Below are 22,173 nucleotides of genomic sequence, written 5' to 3' on the forward strand. Positions count from 1 at the left end.
TCAATGCTCGTAGACTACCTCTGATCAGTTTTTAGTGATCCCCCCCCGTTTGCCTATTGGCATTAGTAACTGTAGAGATAAGAGCTAACTTATGTGCTTTTTCAGCAGTCAATACACTTGCTTGAGTAGCATCAATTAAAGCTCCGTTACCCAATACAAGGGCCGCCTCATTGGCAACATTTGCGGCAACTAAAGACAGTCTCGCCAACTCTTCCGCATCAATGGTTTCTTTTACAGCGTCGGCGGTAGTTTTGTCGGCAAGTGCGGACATAGCCTGTATGCGTTGATGAATGATGTCATAGGCTTGTCGCAAGTTAGCGACTTCCCTGCTTAATGCGATTATCGTATCCATCAACCCTTGTGTATAAGAGCTTGTCTTTGTATCGCCCATAGCATCCTCCTTATCTAGGATTTACTCTACGCCCTTACCTGTGAACTAGATAGATAAATTTGGCCTTTAATGAATTAGTCGGGTTTTACAGAGCAAAAAACCACCCGAAGGTGGTTTGTTTTATAAAAGACCAAATCAAGAAAATCAGAAGTTAACCAAAACTTAATTACCTCTAAGTGCTTTTTCTAAACAGACAGATAAATTCTCGTAGTGCTTTAAGGCTTTAGCTGTAGGCGTAACTGATTTCTTGCGGCCATCGGACTTATCTTCATTGAGCTTTACATAGCCCATGACGACTAAGTTCTTAATGCGTCCATGAAGTGTAGCCTGCGAACCAAGCTCACTAAGTGAGATTAAGTCGCCCACCAATAAATTGTGACCTTGCGTAGCGGCCAGAGTAATCTTATTAAGCAGTTGCTCTTCTGTTGAGTCCAACTTCTTAATCGGATTAATGCGATCCAGGCTGTCTATAGCGTTTAGGAACCGAATATAAGCCGAAGGTTTAATAGCTTTCATGTTAATAATTTTACTCCCCACGGCAGGGTAAACACCAGTATGCTTGGCCTTTTTAAAATTCATAATTATTTGATGAGCATTTTCAAGGCCTTAGGCCAATTTCTCGTTGAAGTTGTCATTAGTGCCGGCCTTTACATGGCTTTCTTTTACCTCAACCAATACATTACCCTTCCGCTTGAAGACGCTAAGGGTGTTAATTGGATTTTTCTACCCGCTGGCATTCGCATTTTTATTACGCTGATATTGGATTACTCTGGTGCTTTAGGTTTAGCAATCGCCTCTTTATTGATTAATTACATTGGCTTTTATGAATTAGATTTCACTTCAGCTTTGGGTATTGCCGTTATTTGTGGCGTAGCACCACTGCTGGGTAGGCATTTTGTGATCCACAACCTAAAAGTTCAGGCTGATTTAAGCAACCTTTCATTAAAGCAACTTTTATTGATCATTCTTGCTTACTCATTACTAAGCTCAGGGCTACATCAATTATGGTTTGCGGCGAGGGGCTTAGATTCGGGAAGCTGGAATCACTTCATAGCTATGTTCTGCGGAGATGTTGCTGGCTCAATCTTATTTGTAGCGGTAATCAAATATAGTATTGATCTTGTTAAGGGCAGGTTGGGTAGAGAAAACTTGATTGAGTAATGTCCTTTTAAAAGACATTTGATGACACGAGGAAACATAGCAAGAACGATCCCGCAGGATTATCAATCCCCACCCGAAGAGTTGGCACTCTGAGCAAGATTTAAACGCTGGATTTAGGTGGCTGAACCATCAATCACTTTAGAGGTGAATGGGCAATAAAAAACCACCCGAAGGTGGTTTTGGTATTTCTTGGTGGCCCGGGGCGGAATCGACCAGGACTGAGGACGGCAGATCCTAACTCGAGATAGGATTAACTAGAACTTGTAGCCGAGACCAACCAACAAATTTTGTACAGAAGACTGATTGGAGTTGTACAGAAGTAGCCCACTAGCGCCCTGAAATATGGTCGTAGTCTTTTGATAAATTTGATAGTTATATTCCGCAAAGCCATAAATATTTCCAGCAATGTATTGCTTATAGCCAATACCAAAAGACGGGCCTGATGGATTAGAAACTGTTCCGGCAATTGGGAGCGCCCCTTGAACCATAGTTTTAACTGAAGTGCGGGTATAACCAGCCTTTAAATAGGCTAAGCCATCATTTCCAACTGATATTCCGGGGGTAACGAAGAGGTTGTACATATTTTGCGTGTGATAACTTCCATTTCCAGTAGAGCATCCTGGTGTACAAGAGGTTAATGTGTAGTTACCTGGAGGGCCCACAACAGGGTAGTATTCAGCGCCTGCTCCAATTGAAAATCGATCGTTTATAGAATAGGTATAACCGGCACCAACATTGCCGGTAATGCCGTGAGAAGGGCTGGACCCAGGCGAAAGACTTATATAACTTGGTGCGCCAGGAACCACTCCAGAATAAGTGATGTTAGTTGTTTGATAGCCAACTCCTGCTTGAGCATAAAACCCTTCAAAGGATTTCTTTTGGCTATCGGTTGATTGCGCTAGAGCTCCCACTGAAAACAGAATAAAGAGCAGGGAAATTAAACGCTTCATTGGTACTCCATAGCAGGGGCTGAAAATTAACGATCAATTCTAAGCCATAAAAGAAAATAGCCCAACAAGTGGGCTATTGTGCTTCTTGGTGGCCCGGGGCGGAATCGAACCACCGACACAAGGATTTTCAATCCTCTGCTCTACCGACTGAGCTACCAGGCCAAGACTAGGAATTATAAATGAAAGTGCATTCTGGCTTGAAAAATGTTCCCACCAGGGGTAACTCTGTTGGTTTGTTGGTATTTTTGTGCTGACTAGATATTAAATAACGCTATGCCGCAACAACCATTCATTGCCCACTGGCAGAAGCTTTGGCTCGTGCCGCATGCAATTTTCTATAACTATCGATCATCTTGTGATGTCTATCGAGGCCTTCCAGCTTTGTACTGGTTGGTGTTAAACCAAAGAACCGGATGCCGCCTTCCACGGAGCCTACTACAGCATCCATTCTAGGATTACCAAACATGCGGCGGAAGTTGGCAATATAGTCCTCAAGCTTTAAATCCTCATTTAACTTTACCTCAAGCACTGCATCTAAGGCTTGGTAAAAAAGCTTTCGATCGATAGTGTTGTCGTTGTATTGAAGAAAAGCCCCGACCAATTCATGTGCTTCATCTAGTTGCCTCAAAGCAAGATGGATGAGTAGCTTGAGCTCAAGAACAGTTAGCTGACCCCAAACCGTATTCTCATCAAACTCAACACCGATTAACGTAGCAATGTCACCATACTCATCAAGCTCATTGTTTTCTAAGCGCTCAAGCAATCCTTCAAGACCGACATTATCCAAGCGAGATAAATTCAAAATATCGTTGCGGAACAATAGCGCTTTATTGGTGTTATCCCAAATCAGATCCTCTACTGGATACACCTCAGAATAACCAGGCACTAAGATGCGACAGGCAATTGCACCAAGCTCGTCATACACGGCCACATAAGATTCTTTGCCCATGGCTTTAAGAATGCCAAACAATGTTGCAGCTTCATCGGCATTCGAGTTTTCACCATGGCTAGAGAAGTCCCACTGAACAAACTCATAATCTGGTTTTGCGCTGAAAAAGCGCCATGAAACAATCCCACTCGAATCAATGAAATGCTCTACAAAGTTATTTGGCTCGGTTACCGCTTCGCTTGCAAAAGTAGGTGGTGGTAAGTCGTTTAAGCCCTCTAAACTTCGCCCTTGTAGTAGCTCAGTCAAGCTCCGCTCTAGTGCAACCTCTAAGCTTGGATGAGCGCCGAATGAGGCAAACACGCCACCTGTTCGAGGATTCATTAAAGTGACGCACATTACCGGATAAATGCCGCCCAGCGATGCATCTTTTACCAATACTGGGAAGCCCTGTTCCTCTAGGCCCTGAATGCCGGCAAGAATCCTTGGGTACTTAGCTATTACCTCCTGCGGCACATCTGGCAAAGCAATTTCGCCTTCCAGAATTTCACGCTTGACGGCGCGTTCGAAAATCTCTGACAAGCATTGCACTTGCGCCTCAGCCAGTGTATTACCAGCACTCATGCCATTACTGACAAAGAGGTTCTCAATTAAGTTGGAAGGAAAATAAACTACCCTCCCATCAGACTGACGAATGTATGGCAATGAGCAGATGCCACGGTCTACATTGCCAGAATTGGTATCAATCAGATGTATTGCGCGCAGCTCTCCGTCGGGGTCATAAATTGTTCGACAGTAGTCGTCTAGGATTTCTGTTGGTAGTGTGTCATTCGGGCCAGGCTGAAACCAGCGCTCACTTGGGTAATGCACAAATTCTGCATTGCCAATGTCTTCACCCCAAAAAGTGCCCGCATAAAAATGGTTGTTACTGAGGCGCTCTATATATTCACCTAAGGCCGATGCTAAAGCGCTTTCTTTCGTTGAGCCTTTGCCATTCGTAAAACACATTGGTGAATGCGCATCACGAATGTGTAGTGACCATACATTGGGGATAATATTTCGCCACGAAGCAATCTCGATCTTAATCCCAAGATTGCCCAAAACGCCCGACATATTGGCAATCGTTTGTTCCAAGGGTAGATCTTTGCCTGCTATAAAAGTACTGGCATCAGCAGCGGGCTTCAAGGCTAATAGGCTCTGTGCGTCGGAGTCCAGGTTCTCCACTACTTCGATGACAAACTCTGGCCCAGCTTGCACTACTTTTTTAACTGTACAGCGCTCGATGGAGCGCAAAATTCCCTGACGATCATTGGCAGAGATATCAGCTGGCAATTCAACCTGAATCTTAAAAATTTGCTGATAGCGATTGTCTGGATCAACAATATTATTCTGCGATAGGCGAATATTGTCAGTTGAAATGTTGCGAGTCTCGCAATAGAGCTTTACAAAATACGCTGCGCACAAGGCCGATGAAGCCAAAAAATAATCAAAGGGGCCTGGCGCCGAACCATCTCCTTTGTATCGAATGGGTTGATCAGCAATTACTGTGAAATCATCAAACTTCGCTTCAAGGCGTAGCTTATCGAGAAAGTTGACTTTAATTTCCATGGGGATAGCAGAGAATACATTGCCCGATGCTTATGGCAAAGGCTTTTCTGATAAGCCTATTGCTCGCCTTTGTTGCGGGAGGTATCGATGCCTAAAGCTTTGAGTTTTCGATACAGGTGGGTTCTCTCTAGACCAGTGTATTCAGAAATCTTGGTCATGCTTCCACCCATAATCTGCATCTGATGCTCAAAATATGCTTTTTCGAAAAGATCCCTGGCCTCTCTTAAAGGCAGATCAAAGTAGGTTTTGGCAATACCGCTTATATATTCCCCTTCGGGCTGGGCCACAGCAGGCTCAACATTTAAATGCTTTGGAGCAACATTGATAGAGGCGCCTGATTGAACTACCCGCTCTTCAACCGGCTCCACATATTTTGGAGAACTCTCTAAGGCTTTAGTAACCGTCTTGAGCAGCTTTTGTAAGGCGATTGGTTTTTCTAAAAAGTTGAGGGCACCAATACGCGTTGCTTCCACAGCCGTGTCAATCGTGGCATGTCCAGACATCATCACTACTGGCATTGTTAATTGGCCAGTCTTGGACCACTCTTTGAGCAAAGTGATTCCATCTGTCTCAGGCATCCAAATATCCAACAAGACAAGATCCGGTCTCATTTGCTCGCGAATAGTACGCGCTTGTGCAGCGCTTTCAGCGGCATACACGGTATGACCTTCATCCGTCAGGATCTCATTGAGAAGCTCACGAATGCCCATCTCATCATCAACGACCAAAATACTAGCCATACTTAGGCTGCCTCTTTTGCTAAATTCATAAACAAAATTGATACTTGCGCACCGACTACTTCTTCCCCGTGCATACGGTTGCGGATTTCGATTTTGGCGCCATGATCATCAATAATTTTTTTAACTACCGCCAAACCTAAACCTGTTCCCTTGCTCTTAGTTGTTACATAAGGTTCGAATGCCCTTGCCAATATCTTAGCTGGAAATCCAATACCGTTATCACTTATTGTTAAACGTACTGCATTTTGTGCAATACCGCTTTGCTCTCCATAGGGCACCAATTCGGTTTTTACCTCCACTGGCTCAGACTGATGGCTGGCTTCTAAGGTGGCATCTTGCGCGTTTTGTAGCAAATTGTGTATGACTTGCCTGAGCTGAGTAGAGTCTCCCATGATCTCAGGACAATTTGGATCAAGTTGAGTACGCAAATGACTTCCTTCGTAGAGCCCTAAGATTTCTTTGGTGAGCGTATTAATGGACACTGGGCGTAGTTGTGGGGTCGGCGTCTTAGCAAAATCTCTAAAGTCATTCACCATCTCTTTCATCGCCTGAACCTGACCAATAATGGTTTCCGTGCTGCGATTGATCATCTCTTCCTGCTCAGGAGTGAGCTTACCGGCTAACTTGTGCTGCAAGCGCTCCGCAGAAAGCTGAATTGGGGTAAGGGGATTTTTAATCTCATGAGCAAGACGTCTTGCAACCTCACTCCAAGCAATTGATCTTTGCGCACTAACCACATCAGTAATGTCGTCGAACACCACCATACGTAATTCTGGAGTTAATTGGGTACCGCGTACAAATAAAGTAACGCCTAATTCACTATCAAACTCATTGGTAGCATGGAGCTGAATTTGTTTTTGCCAGATTGGAGTAGCCTGTTGACCATCCTTCATTGGAACGCCAGCCACCTCATTCACAACAGCAAGCTTCATAGTTGCAAAGCCGTCTTTGATGGCCGCCTCAAATTCGGAAAGCGCTGGATTACTGCTCAAGGGCTTACCGTCCAACAACGTGAGGTCCTGAGAAAAAATACGATCTGCACCGGAGTTGCTAGAAACTATGTTGTAGTTTTTATCGAAGATGCAAACACCAGCCGTTAAGCTGCCCAGAACCTTTTCCAAGAAGGCCTTAGATTCTTGTAGGGAGGTACGTGTGTCAGCAAGCTGTCTAGTCATCACGTTAAATTGGCGCGTGAGCATTCCTAGCTCATCGCCCGTATCCAACTCTGGTTTTGGCGATAAATCGCCTTGTGCAACCGCCTGAGTACCCTTCAACAACATCAATAATGGTCGAGCTAATTGGCGCCCCAATAACAAAGCCAAAATCACTGCAACAAATAACGCAAAAAAGAGTGTCAAGGTTAAGGTGCCAACAAACATCTTGCGCAAGCCGGTACGACCTAGTGCCTTCTCTTGATATTCAGTGTAGGCAGTTTCAACCGCATAAATATTTTTGGCTAATGGTGCTGGAATGAAGCGCACTAATTGCAAGAAATATTTATCTTCAACCTCTTTATTGGAGTCCGCCTTACTTTGGCTAGTTTTTTTTCGCACGATAGGAATAAGCGCCCGAACGCGATAGCCGCGCTGACCCCCCTCCATCTCGATCGGGTCTAAAAAGGTAAGGCCTTTCTTTTTAAATGCCTCTGCAATGACATCAGCGCTAGGGGCGGGAAAGTATTTTTTGGGCCTTAATTCGCTGGTTAAGATCAAATTGCGCTGCATATTAAAAAGACTTACTTCTTGGATTCCGAATTGGTTGCGGATCTTCATCACCATCGCACCCATCTGATCGGTGCTAGTGCCAGACGGCGCCTGCGCAACCTGTTCAGCAATAAAATTCCCTTCAGCCAAAATCTCTTCTTGGGCTACTCGTAATGTCACGCGCCCCAACTCAAGCCCGGAATTTAAGGCTGACTCTACCTGTACATCAAACCAAGTTTCAATGCTTCGAGATACGAACTGAAGGGAGACTCCATACAAAATTAAGCCAGGAACAACTCCTACCAAAGCAAAAATCATTGCTAATTTGGCAATTAAGCGCGTTCCAAAATGGCCGCGATGCCAGCGCACTGCAATCACAATCACTAGAGTCAAAATAACCAGAATTAAGCATACGCCGATGACCATATTGGCTGCGTATAGCCAAATAAAGTAACGATCAAAGAACTCTGTATTCGAAGATGCAATCGAAAGCAAAACCAAAAGCAATAAAGCAAACGCGCCAATTAAGCCCAAGGCAATCGGCAATAATTTTTTTCTCCAAACCTTGGAGTCGAAAAAACTAGCTTTGAGAATGTTCGCGGAGGCCTTCATTGCTTAATTGGGGTGGGCCCCAAAGGAGAAAAGGGGAAGCGAAGCCAGTCACTAGATACATTCCAATCGCGATTATTTAATGCATTGACCTGAAACGGCTTGGGGAGCTTACTTAAATCTAAGGTCATCCGTAAACCTGCAACATAAGACTTGCTGGTATCGAGCTGACCATTGTCAACGACTCTCCAACCACCAATACTGCCAACAGCCTGCAAGGCTTCTGAAATTGTTTTTGCTGAAAAAGTAAAGCCCTCCGAAGCAATGCGGTATTGCTGAGTAAGCGGCTGATAGGACAGGCGGGTTTGTCTTTGTGCAAATGCAGGTTTTTCATCAAACCAATACCAGCGTCCACGCGTTACATCGAACTCTGTTTGGAAATATAAAACTACCCCTTTGTGAACTGCATCTTCAAGTCCTGGTGAAAGTTCAATTTGAAATGCGGCACTTAAGAACCAGTCGTTTTCAACCCTTTCTAATTCGAAGGATTTAATTTTGATGCCCTCAGCGTTCGCGGTGCCCGATAAAACACCCAACGCTATAAAACACAAAAGGATGAATTGCTTAATTCTTCGGCTCATGGCCCATTTTTCTTAAACAAAGCATAATAAAAGCCATCATTTGCATCGGTTGGCAAAAGCTGTCCTGGAGCGTCCAATCGTAACGCATTGCTATGTTCCTGAGCAAACCAAACCGCCTGATCCTCACCCTCCTCAGGAAACACAGAGCAGGTTACATATAAAAGAATGCCTCCAGACTTCAGCATTTTCCAGGCCTGGGTCAAAATCTCGCGCTGTCTTTGTTGTAGCACTGGAATATCCGATTCGCGCCTTAAAAAAGGAATGTCTGGGTGTCGAGCAACAATTCCCGAGGCAGAACAAGGGGCATCTATCAAAATTTTGTCAAAGGGTACGCCATCCCACCACGCAGACTTAGAGGCGTCGCCGCGTAATACCTTTGCTTTTTCAGAATGTAAACGCAGACGATCTAAATTCCCCCCAATTTTTCCAAGGCGCTTGCCATCTAGCTCAAGGGCTCGCATTTGACAATCGGCTAACTCTAATAAATGTGCAGTTTTACCGCCCGGTGCAGCGCATGCATCTAATATCAACTCATCTGCCTGTGGATTTAATAAGGTTGCCGCTAATTGTGCTCCTGCGTCCTGAACGGATACTGCACCACTATAAAAACCAGGCAGATCTGATACAGGCACTGCATCAGGCAATAACAGTGCAGAGGGCAATGAAATTCCTGCTATGGCATTTATTGGCTTTGATTGAATTCCTGACTCAGTTAATAAAGCCCGATATTCATCTCGTGAATATTGTTTTTGGTTCACGCGCAAAATTAAGGGCGCCCGCTTTGCTTGGGCAAATAGAATGGCTTGCCAATCTTTTGAATAATTCCGTTTCAAACTAGCGCGCCACCAGGGCGGCACAAACATGGCAATGGGGTCAGGCGGGTAAAAAGGCTTGTCTGCTACTGGCTGCAAAGCTAGGCTCACCTTGCGTAATACAGCATTTACCAGGCCCTTGGCATACAACGTCTGGTCATACTCACCACAAGCTCTAACCGCTTGATCAACCACTGTATGTACTGCATAGCCTTTGTCATCCGCATCATTTCTTATGAACAATGCAATAGCAACGCTCAGTAAATGATCTACTTCTGGCGGCGGTGTCTTGGGAACAAATTGCTTAATAAGTTCATGAGAGCGTACCCACTTTCGTAAAGCATCGAAAGTTAAGCTTTGCACAATTGGTCGCTCATGAGCGTCTAACTCATCCAATACTTCAGTAAGCGAACGGCCGCTCATTACCTCGCTAATTGCTTGCGCCGCAATAGTAATCGCTTCAGAGAGCGGAAGGCTGAGTGTTTTTTTATTGTCGGTCAAACGAATTTACTCTGGGACAAAATTTTTACGCCTTTGTTTGAAAACACAATAATTTTTCTGGGGCATCTACTGACTGCAAGCAAGTCTTTGCGTTCATTTTTTTTCCACCAGGCTTTTGGGCTTCTAGTATTTCAATAACACCATCACCACAGCGCACGAACACGCCATCCTCGCTAAATCCAATTACCGCCCCGATGGGCCCAGCCTCACTATATGCGTCTTCATCGGCCAGGCGTGATTTCCAGAGCTTTATCGTCTCTGCATTCAAATTTGAGATAGCCCCAGGAAAGGGGTTAAAGGCTCGAATACGAGCATCAATTTCTCGCGCGCTCAAACTCCAATCAAGATCAGCCTCAGCTTTTAATATTTTCTCCGCATAGGTCACACCAAGAGCTGGCTGAGGTGTTCGACTTAAACCTTTCCCATCCTGCAAAAGCGAAAGGGCATCAACAATCAGCCCTGCGCCCAAAGCTGCCAATCGATCATGCAATGACGAACTTGTTTCATCTGAGGCAATCGCGAGATCAGCAGTTAATACAACATCGCCAGTATCTAAGCCTGCTTCCATCTGCATAATGCAGACGCCTGTTTTGGCATCACCAGCCTCTATCGCTCGCTGAATTGGTGCCGCACCACGCCAGCGAGGCAACAAAGAGGCGTGGATGTTAAAGCTTCCAAATCGAGGTGCTTGCTGAGTAATATCTAAAATTTCTTGGGGCAATATCAATCCATAGGCAACTACGACCATTGCATCGAAGTTGGTGTTAATCAATGCCCGATAAGCATCTTCAGCTTGTTGCTGTTTCTCTGGATCCTTGTTATTACGCCTGAGAGTCTCAGGCTGTAAGACAGGAATATTTTTTTCCAGCGCAAACTCTTTAACAGGGCTTGCTTGCAAGTGCATCCCCCTGCCAGCACGGCGGTCTGGTTGCGTCAGCGCCAAAACAATTTCATGGCCAGCAGCGTGTATAGCTCGCATTGCTTGCGCAGCAAACTCTGGGGTTCCGGCAAAAACAATTTTCATTAAAGGCGCTTAGCGCTCACCCGCCAACTCTTTGAGGCGCTTTTTCATTTTTTGTGAAATACGTACTTGCTTGAGCATTGATAAGTACTCCACAAATACTTTCCCTTGAAGATGATCAAGCTCATGCTGCAGGCAAACTGCCAAGAGGCCATCGGCCTCCAACTCAAACTCTTCTCCTTTAAGGTTGAGTGCCTTCACTCTAATCTCCGCTGGTCTTTCTACTTCATCATAAAACTCAGGCACGGATAAGCATCCTTCTCGCCAGGATTTTTTCTCAGGGCTTGCCCAAACAATTTCAGGATTAATAAAAACCATTAATTCATTTTGGTCATCAGATACATCAATCACCACGATTCGTTCATGTATATCTACCTGAGTTGCTGCCAAACCAACCCCTGGGGCGTCATACATGGTGTCAGCCATATCAGCTACGATTTTCTGAATGCGCGCGTCTACCTGCGCTACTGGTTTAGCAACCTTATGTAAGCGCTGATCGGGGTAACAAAGAACAGTTAACAAAGCCATGTGGGAATTATCCAACAGAGCAAACCGTCTGTCCTGATTGCAGTCATTTATGCAGCGATCAAAATTGAGCGATGCATATCCCGATTACCCCAAAAACCATTCAGGAAATTCAGAGGGGTAGCAAAAATTACCCTCTTAGACTTAACGATCTGGCAGACCCTCCGTCATGCCTCTATATATACGGGAATATTCACCTCCTGAGCGCTCCCATGGTTGCCATTGTGGGTTCCCGTAAAGCCAGCATGGAAGGGCTAAAAGTATCTCGTCTATTTGCTAGAACTCTTTCAAAAGCGGGCCTACTCGTTGTTTCTGGGCTTGCTAGAGGCATTGATGGTGCGGCACACACTGGCGCGATGAGTCTAGGAACCGATTACCAAACAGCAGCAGTATGTGGCACAGGGCTAGATATGGCCTATCCCAAGGAGCACGCTGCCCTAGCCAATGCGATTGGCAATCAAGGACTCTTAATCTCTGAATACCCTGCCGGAACCGGCCCAAAACCTTACCATTTTCCCCGACGAAACCGAATCATTGCTGCCCTCTCCTTGGGGGTAGTTGTCATTGAAGCCGCCGAAAGATCGGGCTCCCTGATTACAGCGCGCCTTGCTGCTGAGCTGGGAAGAGAGGTATTTGCCCTTCCGGGCCCTATTTACAACCCCCTTTTTGGAGGATGTCATCAACTTATTCAACAGGGAGCTAAATTGGCACGTAATCCAGACGATGTCTTAGAAGAGCTTATTATTCCTAAAAACCCATTTTAATGTACTTTAAATGGTGTTTTTTCCAAAAATCTTACTTTTTTAGTGCCTCATGAGTAGCAAAAAAGGGCTTTTTTGGACTTTTCAATATTTATCGGTTAATAATAAAAAAGGGCTTATCAATCGACCAAACCCTGATTTGGTTTAAATTGATCATCCTTTTTCAGTATTAAAAACTTCATTTCAGGCTCAAATTTAGGCAAACGCGTGGCTAAAGCATCTACCAAAAGCAGCTCAAAAACCTCATCTGTGGATAACCCAAAGGCGCTCATCATTGCCGAGAAGCCCTCGGTAGCCAACGATATCGCCAAGGCTCTAGGCGGCTTTATCAAACATGAGGACTATTTTGAGAGCGATGATTTTGTTATTTCCTCCGCAGTTGGCCATCTTTTAGAAATTGCTGCCCCCGAAGAATATGACGTAAAACGCGGCAAATGGTCTTTTGCCAACCTACCTGTAGTACCTCCATATTTTGATTTGCGACCAATTGCAAAAACAGAAGCACGCTTAAAGGTTTTACAAAAACTCATCAAGCGCAAGGACATCAACTCTCTTATCAATGCTTGTGACGCGGGACGAGAGGGTGAGCTGATTTTCCGTTTGATTGCACAACATGCAAAAGCCTCGCAAAGTGTCAAACGGTTGTGGCTGCAATCTATGACCCCAGCAGCTATTCGTGATGGCTTCACTCACTTGCGCACCGATGATGAAATGCAACCACTTGCCGATGCTGCGCGTTGCCGCTCAGAAGCCGACTGGTTGGTGGGTATTAATGGCACTCGTGCCATGACAGCATTTAATAGCAAAAGCGGTGGATTCTTTTTAACCACTGTAGGCCGTGTACAAACACCAACGCTTTCTATTGTGGTTGAGCGGGAAGAGCTCATTCGTAAGTTTGTATCTAAAGACTATTGGGAAGTAAAGGCGGAATTTATTGCTTCGGCTGGAATCTATGAGGGACGGTGGTTTGATCCCAAGTTTAAAAAGGATGTCACCGAGCCTGATGCCCGCGAAAACCGCCTTTGGAGTGAGGCTGCCGCACAAAGCATTGTTGCCGCCTGTCGTGGAAAAAAGGCGACCGTTACTGAAGAAGCTAAGCCCGCAACACAGCTAGCGCCGCAGTTATTTGATTTAACCAGCCTGCAACGAGAGGCAAATGCTCGCTTTGGTTTTTCTGCAAAAAATACCTTAGGTCTTGCCCAAGCGCTGTATGAACGTCACAAGGTATTAACTTATCCCCGTACCGATGCAAAAGCCCTTCCAGAAGATTATTTGGATACGGTTAAACAAACTATGGAAAACCTTTCGGAGCATTCATCCGAATATCGTTCTTTTGCTAAGCAAATTTTGCAGGGTGACCCTAAAGATCCAAAAACAAAAGCGGGTTATGGATGGATTAAGCCAAACAAACGTATTTTTGATAACTCAAAAATTTCTGATCACTTTGCAATCATCCCAACACTAGAAACGCCCAAGACTTTGAGCGAGCCAGAAGCAAAACTCTACGACTTGGTAGTTCGTCGCTTCTTGGCGGTCTTCTATCCTGCAGCTGAGTTTAGAGTCACCACTCGCATTACAGAAGCTTCTGGACACCACTTTAAAACTGAGGGGCGAGTCCTTGTCAATCCCGGCTGGCTAACGGTTTACGGTAGATCTAATCAAGCAGATGATGAACTGGTTCCCGTCAAAGAAGGCGAAACAGTTCAAACGGAATCCATTGCTGCTATTCCCCTAAAAACAAAACCGCCAGCACGATATACAGAAGCCACCTTGCTCTCCGCAATGGAAAGCGCCGGCAAGTGGGTTGATGATGATGAGATGCGGGAAGCGATGGCAGAAAAGGGTCTTGGCACCCCTGCCACACGGGCAGCGATCATTGAGGGCCTGCTAGCTGAAAAATATATGGTTCGTGAAGCCCGTGAACTCATCCCAACAGCCAAAGCCTTTCAGTTGATGACCTTATTGCGCGGGTTGGATGTAGAAGAATTAACGCGGCCTGATCTAACTGGAAGCTGGGAAAACAAGCTATCTCTCATCGAGCAAGGCAAGATGAAGCGGGACACCTTCATGCAAGAAATTGCCCAGATGACGCAACGCATTGTCAAACGCGCCAAAGAATATGACAGCGATACCATTCCCGGTGATTACGCAACGATGTCGACCCCATGCCCGCACTGTAAGGGCCCAGTGAAAGAAAACTATCGCCGGTTTGCTTGTGAAAAATGTGGCTTTACCATTAGCAAAACACCGGGCGGTCGAGCATTCGAATATCCAGAAGTAGAAGAATTGTTGCGAGAGAAAACGATTGGTCCACTGCAAGGATTTCGCAGCAAAATGGGTCGCCCATTTGCAGCCATTATTAAGCTCAGCGAAATTCCAGAAGATGATGCCGACTATCCAAATGCAGGTTTCAAGCTAGAGTTTGATTTTGGCAATACACAAGATGATGAAACTGAAGCCATTGATTTCACCGGCAGGTTGGCTTTAGGCGCCTGCCCTAAATGCTCTGGGGCTGTTTATGAAGATGGTATGCGTTATGTTTGTGAAAGCAATACTGGACCCAACAAATCATGTGACTTTAAAACCGGCAAAGTAGTATTACAGCAAGAAATTTCTCAGGAACAGGTTCAAAAGTTATTGAAAGAAGGCAAGACCGATCTTTTAACCAACTTTAAGTCGAACCGCACTGGGCGAGGCTTTAAGGCTTACTTGGCTTTAGGTGCAGATGGAAAAATTGGCTTTGAATTTGAGGCTAAGGCGCCCAAAGCTGGTGGTGCGGCTAAAGCACCCGCAAAGAAACGTGCAGGGGCTAGTGCAGCAACCAAGTCTGTAGCAAAACCCAAGCGCGCAAGTAAAGCAAAGTCATCCTCTAGTAGCTGAGCTGTCACTAGCTTGGCCGCTAGGGCCGACCATAAAATACCGCGTGAGCCTAAGGCTGTGGCCATGAAAATTCCTGGTCGCTGAATGATGGGGCCGATCATCGGCAGTCTATCGCCCGCCACACAACGCACGCCAACAAATTCACCAGCCTTAACTAAAGCTCTTGGATCACCAGCGGGAAAATCGACAAGGCCTTTGGCTTGTTCACGATTAAAGTCAACGCTGCTTTCTCTTGAATGAAGGTCGTCCTCTCCCTCGTCAAAACTGGAACCCACTATCCAACGATAGCTCCCATCTTCCAGTTGTTCCGCGGGCAAACAGTACCCGTCTCCCGTGATACCGACCCCAGGCAGCTTACTCACCCAGGGGTCGCCGGCCTTGATATTGAAAATGCTCAGCTGACCACGCACCGGCTTTAACGGTAAGCGAATACCAACGCTAGCCATTAACCCTTTTGACTGCATCGCCGCTGAAATAACAATCTTATTTGCAGAAACAATTGCTTGATTAGTTTTATTAAATAACAGCCATCTTCCATCAACACTTTCCAGGCGCACTACGTTTGTATTCCAAAGACAGGTAAGTCGCTCATGCTTTTGCAGGAGCTGTTTGCTCGTCTCGTATAAATTTAGGCAAGCTCCGCGAGGAAGCCAAACGCCACTTTGTGAAATGCCACAAATTTTCTCGGCCTCTTCAGAATCTAAAGGAACGGCAATATCCTCTTTAAGATCGAGCGACTGGAGATGCGCCAATACTTCGGCCCTGTCAAAAACCCTGTCTTTTTTGGTTGGCTGAAATATGCCATGCTGCTGCCAAACCTTTGACCAGCGGGCCTCTGCTAATAAAAAAGCAAGGCGAGTCAAACGCAATAGTCTGGGTGAGCCTTTACCAATATGAGGGTGCGCAATAGCGTAAGCGTGGCTAGAGCAAGCGCTTGCAGGAGAGGGGGAGGCATCGATAATGCAAACGGATTTGCCCCGCTCAAGCAACTCATTGCTAATGGTTGCACCACAAATGCCTGCCCCAATCACCACGATGTCATGGTGTTGGGGTTGGGTCATTTAAATAAATCTATGAAATACGATTGAATGTATTGGTGATTAGGCGTTCAAACGTTGCTCGATCTTGGCACGCGTCTCTTTTAATTCTTTAGGCAAACGCTCGCCAAGGTGATCAAACAATTCGGTATGAAGTTTTAATTCATTTTTCCAATCATCTACTCCAACGGTAATAGCTTGATGGAACTTCTCTGCGGAATAATCGAGGCCACCCCAATGCATATCAGCGTATTCCGGGGTAATACCAAATGGAGTCTCTTTACCGCTGGCCTTGCCTTCAGCGCGATTCAGAATCCAAGAAAGAACGCGCATATTTTCGCCAAAACCTGGCCATACAAATTTGCCGTTCTCATCTTTGCGGAACCAGTTCACACAATAGATTTTTGGTAATACAGCGCCTTCAGCTTCTAGCTTCTTACCAATATTGAGCCAATGCTGGAAGTAGTCGCTCATGTTGTAGCCAGCAAATGCAATCATTGCAAATGGGTCACGACGAACTACTCCGATTTGACCGGTTATTGCAGCAGTAGTTTCGGAGCCCAATGTAGCAGCCATATATACGCCTTCTACCCAATCACGCGCTTCACTTACCAATGGAACTGTGTTGGAGCGGCGACCGCCAAACAAGAACGCATCAATAGGAACGCCTTCTGGATCATCCCACTTCGGATCAACCGCAGGGTTGTTGGTTGCTGCCACTGTAAAGCGTGAATTAGGGTGTGCTGCTTTTCGACCAGCAGCTCCATCTGCTGGAGTCCAGTCTTTACCTTGCCAGTCGATCAAATGGGCTGGCGGTGTTTCTGTTAAACCTTCCCACCAAACATCACCGTCATCCGTTAAGCCAACGTTTGTGAAGATCACGTCTTGGTTTAATGAGTCGATACAGTTTTGATTGGTTTGACGATTCGTACCAGGGGCAACGCCGAAATAACCAGATTCTGGGTTAATTGCAAATAAGCGGGTTTTGCCTGTAACGGGATCTTTGCGTGGCTTAATCCAAGCAATGTCATCACCAATAGTGGTTACCTTCCAGCCATCAAATCCTTTTGGGGGAATCATCATGGAGAAATTTGTCTTGCCACAGGCAGATGGGAACGCAGCGGCAATGTGATACTTCTTGCCCTCAGGGGAGGTCACACCAAGAATCAACATATGCTCAGCAAGCCAGCCTTGATCGCGGCCCATGTTAGAGGCGATACGCAAAGCGAAGCATTTTTTACCTAACAATGCATTGCCGCCATACCCAGAACCAAAAGACCAGATCTCGCGAGTTTCTGGGTAATGAACGATGTATTTGTTTTTGTTATTAGGCCATGCAACATCTTTTTCGCCAGCAGCCAAGGGCTTGCCAACAGTATGGATACAAGGCACAAACTCTCCGTCAGCGCCAAGCTGATCAATCACCGCTTTGCCCATACGGGTCATGAGGCGCATGTTGATTGCAACATAAGGGCTATCAGACAACTCAACCCCAATATGAGCAATTGGTGAGCCGATTGGGCCCATAGAGAATGGCACTACATACATTGTTCTACCGCGCATGCAACCATCAAATAAAGGTTGAAGTGTTGCGCGCATTTCACTTGGCTCTACCCAATTATTAGTCGGGCCAGCATCTTCTTTTTTTGCCGAACAAATAAATGTGCGGTCTTCAACACGGGCCACATCTTCCGGATCAGATAAGGCTAAGAATGAATTTTTACGCTTTGCAGGGTTTAGGCGCTTAAACACTCCTGCCTGAACCAACAATTCACAGAGCTCGTCATATTCAGACTGGGAACCATCACACCAGCGAATATTGTCTGGTTTGGTTAAAGCAGCAACCTCGGCCACCCACTCAATAAGACGCTTGTTTTTTACATAAGCCGGCGCATTCACATTGATCTGGCCGCTGGTAGTTGAAGTCATATGTTTCCCTATGAAAATTGAATTTTTTAATCAAACGATTTTAACATTTTGGACATATTTTTTGCCCTTAGCCCACACAGAACAAACCCTTTATTTACCAATACAAAATTGGCTAAAGATTTTCCCTAAAAGGTCGTCCGGCAATAGCTTTCCGGTAATCTGGCCAAGGTGATTTTGTGCCAAAAAGAGCTCTTCTGCGAATAATTCTAGTGAATTGTTGCCATTTGCGGCGAATTGCTCTGATTTAGCAATATGTTCTGCCGCGCGCTCAAGACAATCTAAATGCCTTCTGCGGGACACAATTGCCCCCTCCTGGGCGCCATTCCATCCAACTACATGAAGAATTTTTTGTTTTAAGGCATCAATACCAGCGCCTGTTTTGGCTGAAATTAAAAGAGGGGAGGCTTCGTTGCTCGAACTAACAGCCAAACCACCCTCAATCAGGTCTGATTTATTGATAACATCCAAAATAGGGCACTTGGCTGGTAGCGCCCCTAAAATTTCTTCCCGCAAGCTTTCGTGTCCCGGCTCTGCATTTGGCGCCCCCAGGAAGATAACCAAATCAGCCAAACGAATAGCCTCCCAGGTTCTTTCGATGCCTTTGGCCTCAACTTCATCTACTGTTTTCCTCAGCCCGGCGGTATCGATAATGTGCATCGGCACACCCTCGATTTGAATACTTTCTTTGACTCGATCTCGGGTAGTGCCTGCTATTGGAGTAACAATTGCCACCTCTTCACCAGCAAGCCTATTGAGCAAAGAACTCTTTCCCACATTGGGTGCGCCCGCCAGAACCAACTGAATTCCATCGCGTAAGATTTTTCCTTGCTTAGCCCCAGCCTGCAACGCCTCGAGCTTTTTCTTAACAGCAGCGAGCCTTTCACGCGCTTGAGCGTTTTCCAAAAACTCAATTTCTTCTTCAGGAAAGTCTAAGGTCGACTCAACCAAGATTCTTAATTGAGTGATTTCCTCAATGAGTCCATTAATGTCTTCAGAAAAACTGCCCTGTAAAGAACGTGCGGCACCCCTAACTGCAGCCTCACTTTGTGCGTCAATGAGATCGGCTATTGCTTCTGCTTGAGCCAAATCAACCTTGTTGTTTAGATATGCACGCAAAGTGAACTCACCGGGCTCAGCGATCACTAAGCCAAGGGCTTTTCCTAGCTCTAGGCAGCGCTTCATCACTAGCTCCAAAAGCTGCGGCCCTCCATGGCATTGCAACTCAAGCACATCCTCGCCAGTAAAGGATGCGGGCCCAACAAAATAAATAGCGAGAAGTTGATCGATCGGTTGATTGTCTGCATCGCAGAAGGTCAGCAGAGTTGCCTGACGTGGCGCAAGAGATCTGTGAAAAAGGGTTTCGACTAGCTCACCTAGGCCTTGTCCACTAATGCGAACAACGCCCACTCCGGCTTTACCCGGGGCGGTGGCTACGGCAATGATGGGCACCTTTCTGGTCATCATTGCCGTATTTTTTCTGTTAAGCCCTATGCCGTCAATTACTTATTTGGCAGGCTTCTTTCCAAACAAGCGGTTGATTTGCCATTGCTGAGCAATAGACAACAGGTTGTTGGTTACCCAATATAAAACCAAGCCCGCAGGGAAGAAGAAGAACATGATCGAGAAAACGATAGGCATGTACATCATGACTTTGGCCTGAACAGGATCAGGTGGTGTCGGGTTAAGTTTGGTTTGCACAAACATCGATACCGCCATAACCACCGGCAAAATATAGTAAGGGTCTGGCACTGATAAATCATGAATCCATAAAATCCATGGTGCGCCACGCATCTCTACAGACGACAGCAGCACCCAATACAAAGAAATAAACACAGGGATCTGAATCACTACTGGCAAACAACCCCCTAGTGGGTTGATTTTTTCCTTGCGATACATCTCCATCATTGCTTGGTTGAGTTTTTGTGGCTCCCCCTTGTACTGCTCTTTCATGGCCGCCAAGCGAGGCTGAACCTCTTTCATGCGCGCCATAGATTTATAACTGGCTGCTGAAAGCGGGAAGAACGCCAATTTAATCAAAACAGTAAGAAGGATGATTGACCAACCCCAATTACCCACAATGTTGTGAATATGCTCTAACAACCAAAAAATTGGTTTAGCCAGAATAGTGAGATAGCCGTAATCTTTTAATAACTCAAGCCCCGGCGCAATCGTTTCCAGCATGCGCTCTTCTTGTGGGCCAACGAATAATTGGGCATTAGCCATTACCGTAGTACCAGTAGCAATGGTGCCAAGCTGGGTTTGCATACCCACGCGATACAGGTCATTATCAATTTTTCCAGAATAAATATCACGCGGTAATTTATCGTCTGGAATCCAAGCGCTAGCAAAATAATGCTGAACCATGGCAACCCAGCCAGGCTGTCCTGCTGCAATTTGTGAGGGTGCAGTAAATTTATTTTTTTCTATATCAGCAAATGAAACTTTTTTATATTTGCCTCCATCGGTATAAATTGCTGGGCCAGTAAAGGTGCTCGCTGAGAAGGCTCCACCGAAAGGGCCAATTTTTTTCTCTTCCGATCCATCGCGAACAATTTCGGTATAAAGAATTAATGGTGCGCCGTTTGGAGTAACTTGAGTTACTCGATGACCAACATAGATGTCATAGCTTCCAGGATTTAAGAGGAATGTTTTTTCTAGCTTGACGCCATTACGCTCGCTAGAAAGAACCAGAAATGGTCTTCCAGAACCATCTTTGCCGGAGCGATCTAACTTGAATAGGCTGGTGTGATTTGGCAAATCTGTATTGCCTACCGCAACTAAACCAGAGCGCGCAACATAAGTATGTGTAGGTGTGTGTTGAAATATTTCAACTGGCTTTTGATCGGCCGTTAATTCCTTCAACAGTTTTGCGTCAACTACATTTGCACCAGCCGCGCTGATCTCAACGGAGAGTAGTTCATTTTCTAAAACAAATTTTTGGGTGCTCTCTACGGGAGCAGAATTTGCTGTAGGTGTTTGCGTGACTGAAGGAATGCCTGAAATTGCTACTGGTGTATCTAGCTTGGCAGGGGCGCCCGATTTATTTGGCGCACTTGCTGTAGTGGCTGGAGCACCCCCAAACATAGAAGGTTTGCCCTCATGAACCTGCCAATTGTTGTAAAGCATGAGACCTGACAGCGAAAACACAGCCCAAAGAATCGTTTTTTTAAAGTCCATTTGTATTCACTTAAATTAATGAGATGTTTGTTTTACCGCAGGATCATGTCCACCCCGTGACCAAGGGTTACAGCGCAAGAGACGCCAAACCGTTAAGCCAGAGCTTTTTAAAAATCCATAATGCTTAAAGCAGTCACACGCATACTGTGAACAGCTGGGCACATATTTACATTGCGCGCCAACATAAGGACTCAACAGTAATTGATAGAGCTTAAGTGCTTTGACTGCAGCAGCATTGAAGATGCGCACTTTAAATCAGCCCTTGTATTTGAGAGCGAAGAAGTTCTTTTTCTTTTTTCCTGAGCCTGCCGCGGGTATTGCGACCAACTGGTTTTTTAAGCTTCACAACAACATCGCTGTTAAGAGTTGTCGCTTGTGCTGTCCAAATCATTGCCCGAATCATTCGCTTCAACCGATTTCGATCAACAGCGCGTTTGGCTAATTTTTTGGCAACCGCAATTCCGAGGTCTGGTTTGGCGCCCTCTTGAGCGCCAACAGAATACAAGCCCCAGTACAAACTTGTCTTGGGGCGAGTTTTAAGTAATTCAGAAATCCTTGCGCTATTCAATGGCTAAATTAAACAGCCAAACGCTTGCGGCCTTTTGCACGGCGTGCATTCAAAACTGCGCGTCCGCTTTTGGTTTTCATCCGAATACGAAAGCCGTGGGTACGTTTACGACGTGTTACTGAGGGTTGGTAAGTTCTTTTCATGATAGATCCCTGGAAAACCAAGTATTTTCCTTGTTGCGGAGCAAAAGGTCAATCCATCTGAACGAATATATAGGTGTTTTTATCTATTTGAGCGTAATTTTTAGTTAAAGCTCTAATTTATATGGAATTTTCCCCATTATTCACAAGTTATCCACAGCTTTTCCACGTTTTTTTACCTTGTGGATAACTT

19 protein-coding genes, 1 tRNA gene and 1 pseudogene are annotated in these 22,173 nt (G+C 45.5%); 3 read left to right on the plus strand and 18 right to left on the minus strand.

Annotated elements, in window-relative coordinates; all coding sequences use genetic code 11:
* Nucleotides 1-31: 31 nt before the first annotated feature.
* Nucleotides 32-352 carry a hypothetical protein gene (locus PNUC_RS10715; RefSeq protein WP_143070090.1) on the minus strand — a complete coding sequence of 107 codons (321 nt, stop codon included), beginning with the start codon at nt 350-352 and terminating at the stop codon, nt 32-34.
* A gap of 201 nt (nt 353-553) precedes the next feature.
* Nucleotides 554-907, minus strand: coding sequence for a hypothetical protein (locus PNUC_RS10720; RefSeq protein WP_011903904.1), 354 nt, complete (start codon nt 905-907; stop codon nt 554-556).
* Between the two features lie 72 nt (nt 908-979).
* On the opposite strand from PNUC_RS10720, the gene PNUC_RS10725 reads away from it, so the two are divergent.
* The gene (locus tag PNUC_RS10725) at nt 980-1,552 is read left to right on the plus strand and encodes a hypothetical protein (protein ID WP_143070091.1); all 573 of its coding nucleotides are present in this window, start codon (nt 980-982) and stop codon (nt 1,550-1,552) included.
* Between the two features lie 254 nt (nt 1,553-1,806).
* Here the strand turns inward: PNUC_RS10725 and PNUC_RS10730 are convergent, their stop codons facing one another.
* The 9 genes from PNUC_RS10730 to def all read right to left on the minus strand — a co-directional run bounded on the left by PNUC_RS10730 (nt 1,807) and on the right by def (nt 11,491).
* Nucleotides 1,807-2,502 (minus strand): outer membrane protein, encoded by a 696-nt coding sequence (locus tag PNUC_RS10730; RefSeq protein WP_011903906.1) that lies wholly within the window; start codon nt 2,500-2,502, stop codon nt 1,807-1,809.
* Nucleotides 2,503-2,588: 86 nt separating this feature from the next.
* A tRNA-Phe gene (locus tag PNUC_RS10735) sits at nt 2,589-2,664 on the minus strand.
* 127 nt (nt 2,665-2,791) lie between these two features.
* Nucleotides 2,792-4,996: an OsmC domain/YcaO domain-containing protein gene (locus PNUC_RS10740; RefSeq protein WP_011903907.1), complete on the minus strand. Its 2,205-nt coding sequence runs from the start codon at nt 4,994-4,996 to the stop codon at nt 2,792-2,794.
* Nucleotides 4,997-5,052: 56 nt separating this feature from the next.
* Complete coding sequence (locus PNUC_RS10745; protein WP_011903908.1) at nt 5,053-5,736, minus strand: response regulator; 684 nt, start codon at nt 5,734-5,736, stop codon at nt 5,053-5,055.
* A 2-nt stretch (nt 5,737-5,738) separates the two neighbouring features.
* Entirely contained in the window at nt 5,739-8,051 is a 2,313-nt protein-coding gene (locus PNUC_RS10750) for a sensor histidine kinase (RefSeq protein ID WP_011903909.1), read from the minus strand.
* Nucleotides 8,048-8,629, minus strand: coding sequence for a DUF4390 domain-containing protein (locus tag PNUC_RS10755; protein WP_011903910.1), 582 nt, complete (start codon nt 8,627-8,629; stop codon nt 8,048-8,050). The genes PNUC_RS10750 and PNUC_RS10755 overlap by 4 nt, the downstream gene beginning before the upstream one ends.
* Nucleotides 8,626-9,942 carry a 16S rRNA (cytosine(967)-C(5))-methyltransferase RsmB gene (rsmB, locus tag PNUC_RS10760; RefSeq protein ID WP_011903911.1) on the minus strand — a complete coding sequence of 439 codons (1,317 nt, stop codon included), beginning with the start codon at nt 9,940-9,942 and terminating at the stop codon, nt 8,626-8,628. The genes PNUC_RS10755 and rsmB overlap by 4 nt, the downstream gene beginning before the upstream one ends.
* Before the next feature lie 25 nt (nt 9,943-9,967).
* Complete coding sequence (gene fmt / locus PNUC_RS10765; protein ID WP_011903912.1) at nt 9,968-10,966, minus strand: methionyl-tRNA formyltransferase; 999 nt, start codon at nt 10,964-10,966, stop codon at nt 9,968-9,970.
* 9 nt (nt 10,967-10,975) lie between these two features.
* Entirely contained in the window at nt 10,976-11,491 is a 516-nt protein-coding gene (gene def, locus PNUC_RS10770; RefSeq protein ID WP_011903913.1) for a peptide deformylase, read from the minus strand.
* Nucleotides 11,492-11,562: 71 nt separating this feature from the next.
* Between def and dprA the strand changes: the two genes are divergently transcribed.
* Together dprA and PNUC_RS10780 are read left to right on the plus strand one after the other, a co-directional pair.
* Nucleotides 11,563-12,252 carry a DNA-processing protein DprA gene (gene dprA, locus PNUC_RS10775; RefSeq protein ID WP_011903914.1) on the plus strand — a complete coding sequence of 230 codons (690 nt, stop codon included), beginning with the start codon at nt 11,563-11,565 and terminating at the stop codon, nt 12,250-12,252.
* Between the two features lie 204 nt (nt 12,253-12,456).
* Nucleotides 12,457-15,129 (plus strand): DNA topoisomerase III, encoded by a 2,673-nt coding sequence (locus PNUC_RS10780; protein WP_143070093.1) that lies wholly within the window; start codon nt 12,457-12,459, stop codon nt 15,127-15,129.
* Nucleotides 15,130-15,188: 59 nt separating this feature from the next.
* Here PNUC_RS10780 and mnmC read toward each other — a convergent pair.
* The 7 genes and pseudogenes from mnmC to rpmH all read right to left on the minus strand — a co-directional run.
* Nucleotides 15,189-16,190 (minus strand): annotated as a pseudogene (gene mnmC / locus PNUC_RS11140) (FAD-dependent 5-carboxymethylaminomethyl-2-thiouridine(34) oxidoreductase MnmC); the annotation flags it as partial.
* Nucleotides 16,191-16,229: 39 nt separating this feature from the next.
* Nucleotides 16,230-18,095, minus strand: coding sequence for a phosphoenolpyruvate carboxykinase (GTP) (locus PNUC_RS10785; protein WP_011903917.1), 1,866 nt, complete (start codon nt 18,093-18,095; stop codon nt 16,230-16,232).
* Nucleotides 18,096-18,185: 90 nt separating this feature from the next.
* Nucleotides 18,186-19,556, minus strand: coding sequence for a tRNA uridine-5-carboxymethylaminomethyl(34) synthesis GTPase MnmE (gene mnmE / locus PNUC_RS10790; RefSeq protein ID WP_407635747.1), 1,371 nt, complete (start codon nt 19,554-19,556; stop codon nt 18,186-18,188).
* A gap of 42 nt (nt 19,557-19,598) precedes the next feature.
* Nucleotides 19,599-21,272, minus strand: coding sequence for a membrane protein insertase YidC (gene yidC / locus PNUC_RS10795; RefSeq protein ID WP_011903919.1), 1,674 nt, complete (start codon nt 21,270-21,272; stop codon nt 19,599-19,601).
* Between the two features lie 15 nt (nt 21,273-21,287).
* Nucleotides 21,288-21,521 (minus strand): membrane protein insertion efficiency factor YidD, encoded by a 234-nt coding sequence (gene yidD, locus PNUC_RS10925; protein WP_011903920.1) that lies wholly within the window; start codon nt 21,519-21,521, stop codon nt 21,288-21,290.
* Nucleotide 21,522: 1 nt separating this feature from the next.
* Nucleotides 21,523-21,840 (minus strand): ribonuclease P protein component, encoded by a 318-nt coding sequence (rnpA, locus tag PNUC_RS10800; protein WP_011903921.1) that lies wholly within the window; start codon nt 21,838-21,840, stop codon nt 21,523-21,525.
* 8 nt (nt 21,841-21,848) lie between these two features.
* On the minus strand, nt 21,849-21,983 hold the full coding sequence (gene rpmH, locus PNUC_RS10805) for a 50S ribosomal protein L34 (protein ID WP_011903922.1): 135 nt from the start codon (nt 21,981-21,983) through the stop codon (nt 21,849-21,851).
* Nucleotides 21,984-22,173: the final 190 nt, after the last annotated feature.

This window comes from Polynucleobacter asymbioticus QLW-P1DMWA-1, from assembly GCF_000016345.1.
Classification (GTDB): Bacteria; Pseudomonadota; Gammaproteobacteria; order Burkholderiales; family Burkholderiaceae; genus Polynucleobacter; species Polynucleobacter asymbioticus.

Bases quoted from the DNA above. Each gene is read 5' to 3' on its own strand.
- PNUC_RS10755 (WP_011903910.1), bottom strand. From the start codon at position 8,629: ATGAGCCGAAGAATTAAGCAATTCATCCTTTTGTGTTTTATAGCGTTG.
- fmt (WP_011903912.1), bottom strand. From the start codon at position 10,966: ATGAAAATTGTTTTTGCCGGAACCCCAGAGTTTGCTGCGCAAGCAATG.
- PNUC_RS10750 (WP_011903909.1), bottom strand. From the start codon at position 8,051: ATGAAGGCCTCCGCGAACATTCTCAAAGCTAGTTTTTTCGACTCCAAG.
- PNUC_RS10730 (WP_011903906.1), bottom strand. From the start codon at position 2,502: ATGAAGCGTTTAATTTCCCTGCTCTTTATTCTGTTTTCAGTGGGAGCT.
- yidC (WP_011903919.1), bottom strand. From the start codon at position 21,272: ATGGACTTTAAAAAAACGATTCTTTGGGCTGTGTTTTCGCTGTCAGGT.
- PNUC_RS10740 (WP_011903907.1), bottom strand. From the start codon at position 4,996: ATGGAAATTAAAGTCAACTTTCTCGATAAGCTACGCCTTGAAGCGAAG.
- rpmH (WP_011903922.1), bottom strand. From the start codon at position 21,983: ATGAAAAGAACTTACCAACCCTCAGTAACACGTCGTAAACGTACCCAC.
- PNUC_RS10720 (WP_011903904.1), bottom strand. From the start codon at position 907: ATGAAAGCTATTAAACCTTCGGCTTATATTCGGTTCCTAAACGCTATA.
- def (WP_011903913.1), bottom strand. From the start codon at position 11,491: ATGGCTTTGTTAACTGTTCTTTGTTACCCCGATCAGCGCTTACATAAG.
- dprA (WP_011903914.1), top strand. From the start codon at position 11,563: ATGCATATCCCGATTACCCCAAAAACCATTCAGGAAATTCAGAGGGGT.
- PNUC_RS10725 (WP_143070091.1), top strand. From the start codon at position 980: ATGAGCATTTTCAAGGCCTTAGGCCAATTTCTCGTTGAAGTTGTCATT.
- mnmE (WP_407635747.1), bottom strand. From the start codon at position 19,556: ATGACCAGAAAGGTGCCCATCATTGCCGTAGCCACCGCCCCGGGTAAA.
- PNUC_RS10715 (WP_143070090.1), bottom strand. From the start codon at position 352: ATGGATACGATAATCGCATTAAGCAGGGAAGTCGCTAACTTGCGACAA.
- PNUC_RS10745 (WP_011903908.1), bottom strand. From the start codon at position 5,736: ATGGCTAGTATTTTGGTCGTTGATGATGAGATGGGCATTCGTGAGCTT.
- PNUC_RS10785 (WP_011903917.1), bottom strand. From the start codon at position 18,095: ATGACTTCAACTACCAGCGGCCAGATCAATGTGAATGCGCCGGCTTAT.